The 13,787-nt window shown below is 63.1% G+C and carries 12 protein-coding genes; 7 read left to right on the top strand and 5 right to left on the bottom strand.

All coding sequences use genetic code 11. The annotated features are described in order from the left end of the window. The first annotated feature begins 143 nt into the window (after positions 1–143). The gene (locus M2427_RS37590) at positions 144–1,442 is read left to right on the top strand and encodes a hemolysin family protein (protein WP_280711857.1); all 1,299 of its coding nucleotides are present in this window, start codon (positions 144–146) and stop codon (positions 1,440–1,442) included. An 8-nt stretch (positions 1,443–1,450) separates the two neighbouring features. Here M2427_RS37590 and M2427_RS37585 read toward each other — a convergent pair whose 3' ends face one another. The 3 genes from M2427_RS37585 to M2427_RS37575 form a co-directional block, all read right to left on the bottom strand. Continuing rightward, the gene (locus M2427_RS37585) at positions 1,451–1,690 is read right to left on the bottom strand and encodes a PilZ domain-containing protein (RefSeq protein WP_280711856.1); all 240 of its coding nucleotides are present in this window, start codon (positions 1,688–1,690) and stop codon (positions 1,451–1,453) included. Between the two features lie 98 nt (positions 1,691–1,788). Then, a complete protein-coding gene (locus M2427_RS37580; protein ID WP_280711904.1) occupies positions 1,789–3,414 on the bottom strand; it encodes an FMN-binding glutamate synthase family protein in 1,626 nt (541 codons plus the stop codon). Between the two features lie 398 nt (positions 3,415–3,812). Next, positions 3,813–4,586 (bottom strand): ferredoxin--NADP reductase, encoded by a 774-nt coding sequence (locus M2427_RS37575; protein ID WP_280711855.1) that lies wholly within the window; start codon positions 4,584–4,586, stop codon positions 3,813–3,815. Positions 4,587–4,954: 368 nt separating this feature from the next. Between M2427_RS37575 and M2427_RS37570 the strand changes: the two genes are divergently transcribed. After that, positions 4,955–5,755 carry a RimK-like protein gene (locus M2427_RS37570; protein WP_280711854.1) on the top strand — a complete coding sequence of 267 codons (801 nt, stop codon included), beginning with the start codon at positions 4,955–4,957 and terminating at the stop codon, positions 5,753–5,755. A gap of 116 nt (positions 5,756–5,871) precedes the next feature. Here M2427_RS37570 and M2427_RS37565 read toward each other — a convergent pair whose 3' ends face one another. Then, positions 5,872–6,789, bottom strand: coding sequence for an amino acid ABC transporter substrate-binding protein (locus tag M2427_RS37565; protein WP_280711853.1), 918 nt, complete (start codon positions 6,787–6,789; stop codon positions 5,872–5,874). Between the two features lie 13 nt (positions 6,790–6,802). Further along, positions 6,803–8,092 carry a dicarboxylate/amino acid:cation symporter gene (locus M2427_RS37560; RefSeq protein WP_280711852.1) on the bottom strand — a complete coding sequence of 430 codons (1,290 nt, stop codon included), beginning with the start codon at positions 8,090–8,092 and terminating at the stop codon, positions 6,803–6,805. Between the two features lie 210 nt (positions 8,093–8,302). On the opposite strand from M2427_RS37560, the gene M2427_RS37555 reads away from it, so the two are divergent. The 5 genes from M2427_RS37555 to M2427_RS37535 all read left to right on the top strand — a co-directional run bounded on the left by M2427_RS37555 (position 8,303) and on the right by M2427_RS37535 (position 13,574). Further along, positions 8,303–9,304 (top strand): NADP-dependent oxidoreductase, encoded by a 1,002-nt coding sequence (locus tag M2427_RS37555; RefSeq protein WP_280711851.1) that lies wholly within the window; start codon positions 8,303–8,305, stop codon positions 9,302–9,304. A 153-nt stretch (positions 9,305–9,457) separates the two neighbouring features. Beyond that, on the top strand, positions 9,458–10,282 hold the full coding sequence (locus M2427_RS37550; protein ID WP_280711850.1) for a cysteine rich repeat-containing protein: 825 nt from the start codon (positions 9,458–9,460) through the stop codon (positions 10,280–10,282). A 119-nt stretch (positions 10,283–10,401) separates the two neighbouring features. Continuing rightward, positions 10,402–10,617, top strand: coding sequence for a hypothetical protein (locus tag M2427_RS37545; RefSeq protein WP_280711849.1), 216 nt, complete (start codon positions 10,402–10,404; stop codon positions 10,615–10,617). 189 nt (positions 10,618–10,806) lie between these two features. Further along, the gene (locus M2427_RS37540) at positions 10,807–11,964 is read left to right on the top strand and encodes an FAD-dependent monooxygenase (RefSeq protein WP_280711848.1); all 1,158 of its coding nucleotides are present in this window, start codon (positions 10,807–10,809) and stop codon (positions 11,962–11,964) included. Then, complete coding sequence (locus M2427_RS37535) at positions 11,961–13,574, top strand: benzoate-CoA ligase family protein (protein ID WP_280711847.1); 1,614 nt, start codon at positions 11,961–11,963, stop codon at positions 13,572–13,574. The genes M2427_RS37540 and M2427_RS37535 overlap by 4 nt, the downstream gene beginning before the upstream one ends. Positions 13,575–13,787: the final 213 nt, after the last annotated feature.

Raw genomic sequence — 13,787 nt, 5'->3', positions numbered from 1 at the left:
CTCGCAGCCCCACCCTGATGCTGCAGCCGCCAAGGTTCCCCGCGGGGTAAATGCGACAGGATTTCCGGCATTTCCTCACAGAATACCCATATCAATGCGTGCGCTGCGATCCGCGGCCACACTCGCTTACCCTCGGAACGTCCATGCTCTCCGTCGAACTTCTCATCGTTGTCGTCCTGATCGTCATCAACGGCCTGCTCTCCATGTCCGAGCTCGCCGTGGTCTCGTCGCGGCCCGCGAGGCTGTCGCTGCTAGCCGCCAAGGGTGTGCCGGGCGCGAAGCGCGCGCTAACGTTGGCCGCCGATCCCGGAAAGTTCCTCTCGACGGTGCAGATCGGCATCACGCTGGTCGGCGTACTCTCCGGTGCATTCTCCGGTGCGACGCTCGGGCAGCGGCTGACGCAATGGCTGGTCGAGCTTGGTCTCTCGGCCGGCGTCGCCGACATCGTCGGCGTCGGCATCGTCGTCACGCTCATCACCTACGCGACCCTGATTGTCGGCGAGCTGGTGCCGAAGCAGGTAGCGCTGCGCGACCCTGAAAGCATCGCGGTCAAGGTCGCGCCGGCGATGGACGTGCTTGCGAAGGTCTCGCTGCCACTGGTGTTTCTGCTCGACGTCTCCGGCAAGCTGATCCTCACCCTGCTCGGCCGTGGCGGCAAATCCGAGGAAAAAGTGTCCGAGGACGAGATCCACCATCTCGTCAGCGAGGCCGCGAGCGCCGGCGTGCTCGAGCCCGGCGAGAAGGAAATGATCGCTGGCGTCATGCGGCTCGGCGACCGCCCGGTCGGCGCCGTGATGACGCCGCGCACGGAGGTCGACGAGATCGACCTGAACGATGATCAGGCAGCGATCCAGGCGCTGATTGCCAAGAGCCCGCATTCGCGCTTTCCCGTCTGCGACGGTGATCGCGACAAGCCGATCGGCGTGCTGCAGGCCAAGGATCTGCTGGTTGCCTATATGCGCGAGCGCACGCCCGATCTGCGCGCCCTGGTGCGCGAGACGCCGATCATCCCGGCATCCGCCGACGCGCGCGACGTGCTCGCGATCCTGAAGGCGGCGCCCGTGCATATCGGCCTCGTCCATGACGAATACGGCGCCTTCGAGGGCGTGGTGACGGCGGCGGATATTCTGGAAGCGATCGTCGGCGCCTTCCATTCCGAGGAAGGCCCGCCTGAGCCGGCTTATGTCAGGCGCGCAGACGGCTCACTGCTGGTCTCGGGCTGGATGCCGGTCGACGAGTTCGGCGAGTTGCTCAGCGTCGAGCTGCCGCCGCATCACCGCTACAACACGGTGGCAGGCCTCGTGCTGCAGCAATTCACCGTGCTGCCTGATGTCGGTGACGCGTTCGACTTCGCCGGCTGGCATATCGAGGTGGTCGATCTCGACGGCAGGAGGATCGACAAGATTCTGGCGAGCCGGTCAAGTGAGGTGGAGACGGGGTGAGCGCGCCCTCACCCGAACCGCACGCCGATCCGCTTTTCCTTGCGCCACACCACGGTGCAGGCGAGATGCGTGCCGTCGGCCTTGATGTTCAAGGTGAAATGCTCGGGAATGCCGACCGGGCTGGTGACGTCGAGAGCGGCGCCGTTGTCGGAGAAGTTCCGGACGGTGCAGTCGATCGCGCCGCCGCCGAACTCGATGGTTCCAGCCTTCAGTACGCGGTGCCTGGCCTTGTTGCGACGCTCGTCCATGGGCTGAATCTACACCCAAAGCTGAATCAACCGTTAAGCGCCAACCTTGCTGCCCTGAATTTGCACCAACGGGCGGGGCAAGACCCGCGCACCAGTGCTCACAGCGCCGGCTGGAACGTCTCCGCTCGCGCCATCCGCCAGGCGTCGCGGAAGCGCGGATCCTCCGTGCCTTCCAGGAGCTCGCCCGGACGCAGCGCCGGATAGAGCTGGGCGAAGGATTGCACGTGGGTCGTCGACGTCCGCTGACTGAAGTGGATCGGGCGCAATTCCTGCGGATGCTCGAGGCCGGCCGCGGCGATCAGCTCCGTCAGCGAGTGAAGCGTGGCGTGGTGATAATTGTGCACGCGGTCGATCTTGAGCGGCACATAGAGCGCACGCGCTCGCGTCGGATCCTGGGTCGCAACGCCAGTCGGGCAGCGGTCGGTGTGGCAGCTCAGCGACTGGATGCAGCCGAGCGAGAACATGAAGCCGCGCGCCGAGTTGCAATAATCGGCGCCGATCGCCATCGCGCGCGCCATGTCGAAGGCGGTGGCGATCTTGCCGGACGCACCAAGCCTGATGCGGTCGCGCGCATTGATGCCGATCAGCGCATTGTGGACGAAATTGACGCCCTCGCGCATCGGCATGCCCAGATGGTCCATGAACTCCAGCGGCGCAGCACCGGTGCCGCCCTCGTTGCCGTCGACGACGATGAAATCAGGATAGATGCCGGTCTCCAGCATCGCCTTGCAGATCGCCAGAAATTCCCAGGGGTGGCCGATGCAGAGCTTGAAGCCGGCCGGCTTGCCGCCGGAGAGCTTTCGCATCTCGGCGATGAACTGCATCATGCCGACGGGCGTGGAGAAGGCGCGATGCGAGGCCGGTGAGATGCAGTCCTCGCCCATCGAGACGCCGCGGATCTTGGAGATTTCTTCCGAGACTTTCGCCGCCGGCAGCACGCCGCCATGCCCGGGCTTGGCGCCTTGGCTGATCTTGAGCTCGACCATCTTGATCTGGTCCTGGCTCGCGACCCGCGCGAACGCCTCCGGATCAAAGCTGCCGTCGAGATGACGGCAGCCGAAATAGCCGGAGCCGATCTCCCAGATGATGTCGCCCCCCATCTCGGCGTGATAGGGGCTGAAGCCGCCCTCGCCGGTGTCATGGGCGAAGCCGCCCTTCTTGGCGCCGGCATTGAGCGCGCGCACCGCGTTCGGGCTGAGCGCACCAAAGCTCATGGCCGAGATGTTGAACACCGAGGCCGAATAAGGCTTCGCGCAATCCGGCCCGCCGATGGTGATACGAAACTTCTCCTCGGCATGCGCCTTCGGCGATACCGAGTGATGCATCCACTCATAGCCCTCGCGATAGACGTCCTCCTGGGTGCCGAACGGACGCTTGTCGAGTTGCATCTTGGCGCGCTGATAGACGACCGCGCGAATGTCGCGCGAGAACGGCATGCCGTCCTTTTCGCTCTCGAAGAAATACTGCCGCATCTCCGGCCTGATCTCTTCGAGCAGGAAGCGGATATGCGCCGAGATCGGATAGTTGCGCAGCACCGCGTGACTCTTCTGCATGAGGTCGCGGACGCCGAGCAGCGTCAGCGCGCCGAAGATCGCGATCGGCACCAGCAGGATGTCGAAGATCCTGCGGTCCACGATGGCGATGCCGATCAGGAGCGCGGTGACGACCGCGCAGATCGTGAGGATGATGAAGCGCGGCGAGAACGGCAGCAGCAGGGTTTCCATGATCCCCTCTTCCGCCAACGGCAAACGTTTGGGCGATTCCTGCGTCTTGTTGTTGTCGGCCACGATTCCCACCCTCTCGCCAGCATCAGGCGGTATGATACGCCCGCACCTGCCATACGGATATGACGCAGCGCTTGTTTCAGGCTAGCGAATTCGGTCGAGAAAAATCAATCCACCGAGAGGTTAGACTGCTGCACTGCAGCAGCGGCGGGCATGGCAGGGCTCAGCTCAGCAGGAGGCTTTACCGACCGCCGTCGTCCTGGCGAAAGCCAGGACCCATTACCCCAGACCAGGGTTGTGCGAAGGTTGACAACAACCAGCCTTCGCCAAATTTGACTCGGTGGCTATGGGTCCTGGCTATCGCCAGGACGACTCTGACCCCTGAGAGCGAACGCCAATCAGCGCTCGACGAACGCCTTCTCGATCACGAAATGGCCGGGCTTGTTGCCGCTTCCTTCGACGAAGTTGCGGCTTTCGAACATCGTCTTCAGCTCTTCCAGCATCGCCGGGCTGCCGCACATCATGACGCGGTCGGTCTCGATGTTCAGCGGACCCTGTCCGATGTCGTTGAAGATCTGCTCGGAGTTGATGAGGTCGGTGATGCGGCCGCGGTTGCGGAACGGCTCGCGGGTCACGGTCGGATAATAGATCAGCTTGTCCGCGAGCAACTCACCGAACAATTCGTCCTCGCGCAGATTGGCGACGAGCTTCTCGCCATAAGCGAGCTCGGAGACCTGGCGGCAGCCGTGCACGAGCACGATGCTCTCGAACTGCTCATAGACCTCGGGGTCCTTGATCAGGCTGGCGAAAGGCGCAAGGCCAGTGCCGGTCGAGAGCAGCATCAGCCGCTTGCCGGGGATGAGGTTGTCGGTGATCAGCGTGCCGGTCGCCTTGCGGCCGACCAGGATGGTGTCGCCCTCCTTGATCTTCTGCAGGCGCGAGGTCAGAGGACCGTCCTGCACCTTGATCGAGAAGAACTCGAGCTCTTCCTCGTGGTTGGCGCTGGCCATGCTGTAGGCACGCAGCAGCGGACGGCCATCGACCTCGAGGCCGATCATGGCGAACTGGCCGTTCTGGAAGCGGAAGCCGGTGTCGCGCGTGGCGCGGAAGCTGAACAACGTGTCGGTCCAGTGGTGGACGGAAAGGACCTTCTCTCGGTAAAACGCGCTCATGATTTTCGATATTCCGAATGTCTGCGGTTTTAGGGCAAAAGCGTTGCCCGGCCCTGAAAACCGGGCGGACACCATTGCCATGGCGGAGGATTTCGCGTGTGTGATCTACGCCATTACGACCAATAATCAACCTCGTTCCGGATGCAATTGATGCCGGTCAAAGCGGCATTTGCGGCGGAATTGGTCACATCATTAATGGATCTGCTGTCGGGCGCCCCGAGAGGGCAATTTCTTTGCCCTTTCGGGCACAAATGCAGCACTTAATTTCCATCGCGCTCGCGAGAATTTCATTAAGAATAGCTCTGACTTTCACCCCGCTTTGGCGCCGTTTCCCGCATTTTTGCGGCTTTTGGCGACAGGAACAGGACATGGCAGGCGGCGAGCGGATCTTCGTCCAGGCGATCAGGCGCTATTGCGCGGCACATGACATCGACGTCGATGTCCGCGCCGGCGGCTGGCTGATCGCGATGCGCCGCGGCGAGATGCGCCGCTTCGCGTTCGGCTACGACATCGGCCTCAACAGCGCGATCGCGCACCGCCTCGCCAACGACAAATCGGCGACAGCAGAGGCGCTCTCACTTCAAGGCGTGCCGTGCATCCCGCATCACCTCTTCCTCAATCCGAAGCTGGGCGAGAAAGTTGTCGGGCCCGCCTGGCGCGGTGCCATGCTCGCGCTGTTTCACGCCCATCCGCAAGGTGTGGTAGTGAAGCCGAACGAAGGGACATCCGGGCGATCGGTGTTCAAGGTGACGACCGAGGCCCAGCTCGACCACGCGGCGGCCGAGGTTTTTTCGATGAGCACCGGGCTCGTGATCTCACCCTATGTCGCGATCGAGGACGAGGTCCGTGTGGTGCTGCTCGATGATGTGCCCCTCGTCGTCTACAGCAAGCAGCGTGGCAACGATTGGCGACACAATCTCGATGCCGGCGCCAAGCCGGTGTTGCTGGAGGACGGCGAGGTGCGAACGGCTTGCGCGAGGCTCGCGGTCGATGCTGCGCGAGCCATCGGCATCCGCTTTGCGTCGATCGACGTGGTGCGCGTGGTTGGCGAATGGCGCGTGCTCGAGATCAATTCCGGCGTGATGATGGAGGCGCTGGCGAAGCTGCATCCGGAGCTGGTGCAGGCGACGTATGACGCGGCGCTGGACCGGGTGTTTGGGGGACGTTAGCAGCCACGGGCGGGCCGCTCATCCTTCGAGGCTCCGGGCGCGATGCCTTGCATCGCGCCACTCGCACCTTCAGCGACAATGGCTTCGCCATTGCGCGGGGATGACGGGATAGCGGCCTAATTATTCGCGCTGGCGGAATCGTCCATGGCTTTGAACGCTTCTTCCAGCTGCAGCGAGATCGGCACGTTCATTTTCTCGCCGGTCGGCATGCGCGCGATAAACCATTTGTTGTAGAGCGGCACGAGGTCGTGGTTGGAGCCGAGCTTGCGGAAGGTGCGCTCGACCACGGCCGACAATTGCGGCTCGCCCTTGCGGAACATGATGCCGTAAGGATCGTAGGACAGATAGTCCCCGGTGACACGGAACTTGTCCTGCGACTTGTGGCGCACGATCAGGCCCGAGAGGAGAATGTCGTCCGTCGCAAAAGCGTCGGCCTTGCCGTCGACCAGCATCTGGTACGACTGCTCATGATCGGCGCCGACGACGATTTTCAGGCCGAGCGAAAGCTTCTTGTCGGCCGCCTGGATCGCCTGCTCGTTGGTGGTGCCTTTCGTCACCACGATGGTCTTGCCCTTTAGATCGGTCAGCGATTGAACGCTGGATGCCTTCGGCACCATCAGCTTGGTGCCGGCCACGAACATCAGCGGCGAGAAGGCGACGCGCTTGCCCCGCTCCGAATTGGCCGTGGTCGAGCCGCATTCCAGATCGATCTTGTTCTGGAGCACGGCGTCGATGCGGTCGTCCGAGGTGACCTTGACGTAGTCGATTTTCAAATTGAGATCGTCGACCTCGGCGCCGATCTCCTCGACGATCGCCTCGCAGAGTTCGAGGCTGTAGCCGATCGGCCTGTTAGCCTGGTCGAGGAAGGAGAACGGCGGCGAGCTTTCGCGATAGCCGAGCCGCACGGTGTGCGCGTTCTTGATGGCTGACAGCGTCGGGCTGAGCCCTTCGCCGGAGGACGTCTGAGCGGAAGCTCCCGTTGCCAGCAGGGATGCCAGCAACAGGCCCGCCGATATCGCCACAGTCGGACGCATGACGCGCACCCCTCTATTCAGCGGGCACTTCGCCGGGGATCATGTCGCCCGGCACGACATCGCCCGGTCCGACCGTCGCATGCTCGGGGCCGAGCTCGCCTTCCCACTTCGCGACCACGGAGGTCGCCAGCGTGTTGCCGATCACGTTGGTGGCACTCCGGCCCATGTCGAGGAAGGTGTCGATGCCCATGATCATCAGCAGACCGGCCTCGGGGATGTTGAACTGCGACAGTGTCGAGGCGATCACGACGAGAGAGGCGCGCGGCACGCCGGCGACGCCCTTTGAGGTGATCATCAACGTCGCCAGCATCGCCAGCTGCGTCCCGAGCGGCATGTCGATGTGATAGCTCTGCGCGATGAAGACGCTCGCGAAGGTGCAATACATCATCGTGCCGTCGAGATTGAAGGAATAGCCGAGCGGCAGCACGAAGCTCGAGATGCGCGACGAGGCGCCGAAGCGGTTGAGGCCTTCAAGCGTCTTCGGATAGGCCGCCTCCGAGCTCGCGGTGGAGAACGCGATCATCAGCGGCTCGCGGATCAGCTTCAGGAGATGGCTGTAGCGCGGCCCGATCACGATGAAGCCGACGACGACCAGGATGCCCCAGAGGATGAACAGCGAGAGATAGAAGCCGCCCATGAACACGATGAGCTTCCAGAGCACCAGCAGGCCGTTCTTGGCGACGGTCGCAGTGATGGCAGCCCAGACCGCGAACGGGGCGAACAGCATCACATAGCTCGTCACCTTCAGCATGATGTGGCCGAGGTCGTCGATCAACGCCAGAATAGGCTTGGAGCGCTCGGGCATCGAGCCCATCGCCACCGAGAAGAACACGGCGAAGATCACGATCTGCAGGATTTCGTTCTGCGCCATCGCATCCGCGATCGAGGTCGGGATCAGATGCGTCAGGAATTTCTCGAGCGAGAAGGCAGAGACCGCCAGGCCGGTCGATTGCCCCGCCGTAGGCAGCGTGCCGGGGAAGTTGGCGCCGGGCTGAAGCAGATTGACCATGATGAGGCCAAGCATCAGCGAGACGAAGGAGGCGCTGATGAACCAGCCCATGGTCTTGGCGAAGATGCGGCCGAGCTTGGAGCCCGAGCCCATATGGGCGATGCCGCCGACGAGGGTCGCAAACACCAGTGGCGCGATGATCATCTTGATCAGGCGCAGGAAGATCACGGCGATCAGGTTGATGGAGGAGGCCCAGTCACCCCGCGTATCGGGCAGGAAATTGTAGATCGCCGAGCCCATGATGATGCCCAGCACCATCGCGCCTAGGATGTATTGCGTGAACTTGTTCGACATTAGCGACCCCCACGACACCGGCCGCTTCATGATGTCGCAGATATGACAGCGACGCAACACGCTTTGCGTGCGGGCGCGCGAGGCGGATGTTCCCGTTGCGAAACGGAACGCAGCGATCTAGCCTTCATGCAGCGCACAACGAACGCGGCTTGCACGTTTTGTTTGCGGCAGCTGCATCAATAAACGTCAAACAATCGGAGAGGGAACGTCATGACCGGAAGTGTCAATCGCCAAATTCTGCTGGTGGAAAAACCGAGCGGCAAGCTCGGCCCCGAGCACTTCAAGATGGTCGAGGGCACGCTGCCCGAACCAAAGGACGGCGAGGCCCTGCTGCGCGTGCGCTACATCTCGCTCGACGCGGCCAACCGCGCCTGGATGCACGGCGCGACCTATCGTTCGGCCGTCGAAGCCAACAGCGTGATGGCAGGAGGTGGCATTGCCGAGGTGGTCAGCTCGAAGGCGCCCGAGCTTGCGCCCGGCGATATCGTGTTCGGCGACACCGGCTGGCAGGAGTTTGCCGCGGTGCCGGCAAAGCATTTGACGAAAATGCCGAAGCTCGAGCCGATGACGCATCTGCTCAGCGTGTTCGGCATCGCCGGCCTCACCGCCTATTTCGGCCTGCTCGAGGTCGGCAAGCCAAAGGAGGGCGAGACGGTCGTGGTCTCGGCCGCCGCAGGCTCGGTCGGCTCGATCGTCGGACAGATCGCCAAGATCAAGGGATGCCGCGTCATCGGCATCGCCGGCGGCACGGATAAGTGCCACTGGCTGACCTCCGAGCTCGGCTTCGATGCCGCGGTCGACTACAAGGACGGCGCGGTGTTCAAGGCGCTGCGCGCGGCCGCGCCAAAGGGCATCGACGTCTATTTCGACAATGTCGGCGGCGACATTCTCGAAGCCTGTATTCCACAGATGAACAATTACGGCCGCATCGCCTGCTGCGGCGCGATCTCGCAATATGACGGCGCGCCGTCGGCGCACGGCCCGCGCGGCGTGCCCGGACTGATCGTGGTGAAGCGGCTCGTGATGCAGGGCTTCATCGTGATGGATTACATGAAGGACAGCCAGCGCGCGCTCGGCGATCTTCAGGCCTGGGTCAAATCCGGCAAGCTGAAAGTACAGGAAGACATCATCGACGGCTTGCAGAACACGCCGAAAGCATTGATCGGATTGCTCGCCGGCGAGAACCGCGGCAAGCGGATGATCAAGCTCTGACGACGTAGTTACGTCGCAATTGCACTGACATTATCTACTTGCGGTAGTGGCCAAAGCGGCCAAGGATGCCGCGCGCGGCATCACCCGCGATGATTTGTTTGCATCAGTTTTAAGAAAACGTCGGCGTTACCGACAGGGCAGGAATTCACTCAGATGTTCAACACGTTGAAACATGCATCAACGCGTCACGCGTTGCTCGCAGCAGCACTCTTCGCAACTGCAACAAGCGCATTCGCGCAGACCGAGGCCCAGAAGAGCGCCATTCGCTCCGCATGCCGCTCGGATTTTATGGCGCATTGCGCGAGCGTGACGCCGGGCGGCGTCGAAGCGTATCAATGTTTGCAGGGCCACATGTCGAGCCTGTCGGCGGGATGCCAGAGCGCAGTTCGCGCCGTCGAACCGGCGGCGGCCCCAAAGACCGAAGCAGCGCCCGCCAAATCTGAGCCTGCCAAATCTGAGCCTGTAAAGACCGAAGCGGCCCCTGCCGCCGAACCCGCAGCAAAGCCGGCCGCCGCGGCCGCTCCAAAGGCCGCCGCCAAGCAGCCGAGCAGTGCCCAGACTGCTGCGGTCAAGAGCGCCTGCCGCGCCGACTATCCCAAGGTCTGCGCCAGCGTGCCGCCGGGCGGTGCGCCTGCGCTGGAATGCCTGGAGAAGAACAAGGCCAAGGTGTCGGCGGCGTGCGCCAAGGTGAGCGCTGTGGCTGGTAGCGGCGGCGCGACTGCAACGGCAGCACCAGCAGCCGGTGCCGCACCCGCTGCGGCCGCAGCACCGGCTGCCGCGCCCGCTGTGATCGTCTTGCGACCATTGCGGCCGCGCGAAGAGCTGTTCATCCTCCGCTCCGCGTGCGGCGCCGACGTCCGCTCGCTCTGCGCCGGCGTCGAGCCCGGTGGCGGTCGTATCGTGCAGTGTATTGCCAGCAACGCGGCTTCGCTGTCGCCCGGCTGCAAGGAAGTGCTTGCGCCATTCGCGGCGCGATAAGCGGCGCGCAGTTCACGCGCGATTGATATCCGGTGGCGCGCGAATGAATTATCGCGCGCCTGCGGCGACTAATCGTGTGCCAACAACGATTCAATCACGACAAAATCTGGGAGGAAGACATGCGTTCATTCCTGCTTATCGCTTCCGCGCTCTTCGCTTTTGCGGCGACCATGACCTTCGAGTCATCCGATGCCAACGCGGTGGTGTGCGCCCGCGGCGTCTACCGCGCCGGTTGCGCAGGCCCTAATGGCGCGGTTGTGGTTCGCCACCCCGTGCCAGTGGTTCGCTGTACCCGGGTGCTGGTGAACGGGGTCTACGTAAAGCGCTGCGTCTGACGCCCGGGTGGTCAATCCGACGCGGTTTGGCTATGATTCGCAGTTGACGGTTTCGGGCACGCGCAATGTGGGTGCCCGCGGCCGTGCTGCGGTGCGCTACGCCTGTCGATAATTCCGCTGGCGTGGGTGGCCGGAGCCCATTAGTCTACCCTGAGATAGTAAGTATACTGTCAATTAGGGAGGCAGAATTTGCGGATCGCCGTGATTGGCGGGGGGCCCGGCGGGCTCTACTTCGCCTATCTCTGGAAGAAGCGTCACCCCGAGGATCAAGTCGACCTGTTCGAACAGAACCCGGCCGATGCGACCTGGGGCTTTGGCGTCGTGTTCTCCGACCAGGCCCTCGAGTTCCTGCGCGCCGACGACCCCGAGACGGTCGACGCGATCGCGCCGCATATGGAGAGCTGGGAGAACATCACGCTGAACCATGGCGGCGATCATGTCGCGATCGACGGCGTCGGCTTCTCCTCGATCGGACGGCTGGAGCTCCTGCAATTCCTGCAGCAGCGCGCGCTCGATGTTGGCGTCACGGCGCGCTTCGACACCCAGATCCAGGCGATCGACCAGCTCAACGGCCCCGATCTGATCGTTGCCGCCGATGGCCTGAACTCGCTGGTGCGCCGCGCCTATGAGGGCGATTTCGGCACATCGTTGTCCTACTCCTCCAACAAATTCGTCTGGTACGGCACCTCGAAGCGTTTCGACACGCTGTCGCAGACCTTCGTGAAAACCGACCGCGGCGCCTTCAACGCCCATCATTATCGCTATTCGCCGACCATGAGCACCTTCCTGGTCGAATGCGATCACGCCACCTGGCAGGCCTATGGCTTCGCCTACAAGGACGCCGAGCAATCCAAGGGCGTCTGCGAGGAGGTGTTTGCCGACACGCTCGGCGGCCACTGCCTCGTCTCCAACAAATCGGTCTGGCGCAATTTCCCGTGGGTCTGGAACGAGCACTGGTCGTTCAAGAACATGGTGCTGATGGGTGATGCGCTGCACTCGGCGCATTTCTCGATCGGCTCCGGCACGCGGCTCGCCATCGAGGACGCGATCGCGCTGGTCAAGGCGCTGGAATCGGACGCACATCTGACGACGGCGCTGCATCGCTACCAGGCCGCGCGCAAGCCTGTGGTGCAGAAGCTCGTCAATGCCGCGCGCACAAGCGCGTTCTGGTACGAGCACTTTGCCCAGCACATGCAGCTCGGCCTGCTCGACTTTGCCTATAGCTACATCACCCGCTCCGGCCGCATCGACGATGCGCGTCTGCGTGCGATGTCGCCGGCCTTCATGGCCCGCTACGAGGCCGAGAAGAACGGCGGCGGAGATGCGGTCGACGAGGTGACGGCATGATCAGCGAGATTCGCGACCAGGTGCCCGCCGACAGCGCGGGCGCCCGCGAAATCGGCTTTGCCGTTCCGGACATCTACAACGCCAGCCGTGTGCTGTTCGACAATCTTGCTAGGGGTCGCGGCGACAAGCTCGCGCTCATTGGGCCTGCGGGCACACGCACTTATGCCGAGCTCTGTGCAGACGCTTGCCGCTGGGGCAACGGCTTTGCATCGCTGGGCCTCAAGCGCGGCGACCGCGTACTGCTGTTCCTCGATGACACACCGGCCTACCCCGCCGCCATCTTCGGCGCGGTACGCGCGGGCTTCGTGCCGCTGCTGATCAACACGCTGACACCGCCCGATCTCCTGCAATTCTATCTCGCCGATTCCGGCGCGACCGCTGCGGTGGCGGATGCCGAGTTCTGTGCGCGCTTCAATGCCGAGGCCTGCAAGGACACTCAGCTACATACGCTGATCGTCGTCAATGGCCATCTCGGCGACCACGCCGCGCCGAAGGCGATCGCCGCCGCAGACTGGCTTTCGCAATTTCCAATCGAATTGGCGGAAGCTCAGACGCATCGGAACGAGATGGCGTTCTGGATGTATTCGTCCGGCTCGACCGGTCGGCCCAAGGGCATCGTGCATCTCCAGCACGACATGGCCTATAGCGATCTCGCCTTCGCGCGGAACGTGCTGAAGCTGACGCCTGACGACATATGCTTCTCGGTACCAAAGATCTTCTTCGCGTATGGCTTCGGCAATTCTGTCACCTTCCCGTTCTCGGCGGGAGCAGCGACGCTACTGCTGCCGGGTCAGCCCAAGCCGGCGTCGATTTTTTCTGCGATCGAGCAGTACAAACCGACAGTCTTCTTCGGCCTGCCGACGCTCTACACATCGCTGACCAAGGCCGAAGGTGCAGCCCGGACAGACTTCTCGTCCCTGCGCATGTCCCTCTCCGCGGCCGAAGTGCTCTCCGCCGAAGTTTTCAACGGCTGGAAGACGCTCACCGGGCTCGAGATCGTCGAAGGCCTCGGCTCGACAGAGGCGCTGCACATCTATCTCTCCAACAGCCCTGCGCAGAAGAAGCTCGGTGCCGCCGGCCTGCGCGTGCCCGGCTATGAGGTGAGCTTACGCGACAAGGACGGTCGCGAGGTCGGCGACAACGAGGAAGGCATTTTGTGGGTACGCGGCGATTCCAACACGCCGCTGTACTGGAATCGGCCGGACAAATCCGCCGAGACCATCCGCGAGGGGGGCTGGATCTACACCGGCGACCGTTTCGTCCGAGACAGCGACGGCTTTCATTTCTTCCGCGGCCGTGCCGATGATCTCATCAAGATCTCGGGCCAATGGGTCTACCCGCTCGAGGTCGAACTGTGCCTCGCCGATCACCCTGACATCCGCGAGTGCGCGGTTTTCGCGGCTGAACTGCCTGACAGGCGCATGACGCTGAAAGCGGTCGTGGTGATGAACATCAGCGCCACGGACCAGAGCGAGACGACGCGGCGGCTGCAGGATTATGTGAAGGGCAAGCTGCTGCCGTACAAATATCCGCGCGAGGTGATCTTCATCGACGAACTGCCGAAGACGGGCACGGGGAAGATTGACCGGCAGGCGTTGTTGCGGATGTAGCATCCACCGTCGCTCCAACCCTTGCTGTCGTCCCGGCGAAAGCCGGGACCCATACGCCGCAGCAGCAGTTTGGCGAGGATAGGCAATGACCGTCTCGCGCAACAACTATTGCTGCGGCGTATGGGTCCCTGTGTGTGGAAAGTCTGTCATGATGGCGGTGGGCGGGAAGCCGTTGGGTCCTTGGCGCTTGACGCCGTGATCCGGCCCGGTCTC

It is taken from the genome of Bradyrhizobium sp. BR13661, from assembly GCF_029892425.1.
GTDB lineage: Bacteria > Pseudomonadota > Alphaproteobacteria > Rhizobiales > Xanthobacteraceae > Bradyrhizobium.
This window is presented reverse-complemented; position numbering and strand designations above follow the sequence as displayed.

Excerpts from the sequence above, each read along its gene's own strand:
- M2427_RS37560 (WP_280711852.1), bottom strand. The coding sequence starts at position 8,092 with ATGTCGAACAAGTTCACGCAATACATCCTAGGCGCGATGGTGCTGGGC.
- M2427_RS37550 (WP_280711850.1), top strand. The coding sequence starts at position 9,458 with ATGTTCAACACGTTGAAACATGCATCAACGCGTCACGCGTTGCTCGCA.
- M2427_RS37545 (WP_280711849.1), top strand. The coding sequence starts at position 10,402 with ATGCGTTCATTCCTGCTTATCGCTTCCGCGCTCTTCGCTTTTGCGGCG.
- M2427_RS37580 (WP_280711904.1), bottom strand. The coding sequence starts at position 3,414 with ATGGAAACCCTGCTGCTGCCGTTCTCGCCGCGCTTCATCATCCTCACG.
- M2427_RS37570 (WP_280711854.1), top strand. The coding sequence starts at position 4,955 with ATGGCAGGCGGCGAGCGGATCTTCGTCCAGGCGATCAGGCGCTATTGC.
- M2427_RS37565 (WP_280711853.1), bottom strand. The coding sequence starts at position 6,789 with ATGCGTCCGACTGTGGCGATATCGGCGGGCCTGTTGCTGGCATCCCTG.
- M2427_RS37575 (WP_280711855.1), bottom strand. The coding sequence starts at position 4,586 with ATGAGCGCGTTTTACCGAGAGAAGGTCCTTTCCGTCCACCACTGGACC.
- M2427_RS37590 (WP_280711857.1), top strand. The coding sequence starts at position 144 with ATGCTCTCCGTCGAACTTCTCATCGTTGTCGTCCTGATCGTCATCAAC.
- M2427_RS37585 (WP_280711856.1), bottom strand. The coding sequence starts at position 1,690 with ATGGACGAGCGTCGCAACAAGGCCAGGCACCGCGTACTGAAGGCTGGA.
- M2427_RS37555 (WP_280711851.1), top strand. The coding sequence starts at position 8,303 with ATGACCGGAAGTGTCAATCGCCAAATTCTGCTGGTGGAAAAACCGAGC.
- M2427_RS37535 (WP_280711847.1), top strand. The coding sequence starts at position 11,961 with ATGATCAGCGAGATTCGCGACCAGGTGCCCGCCGACAGCGCGGGCGCC.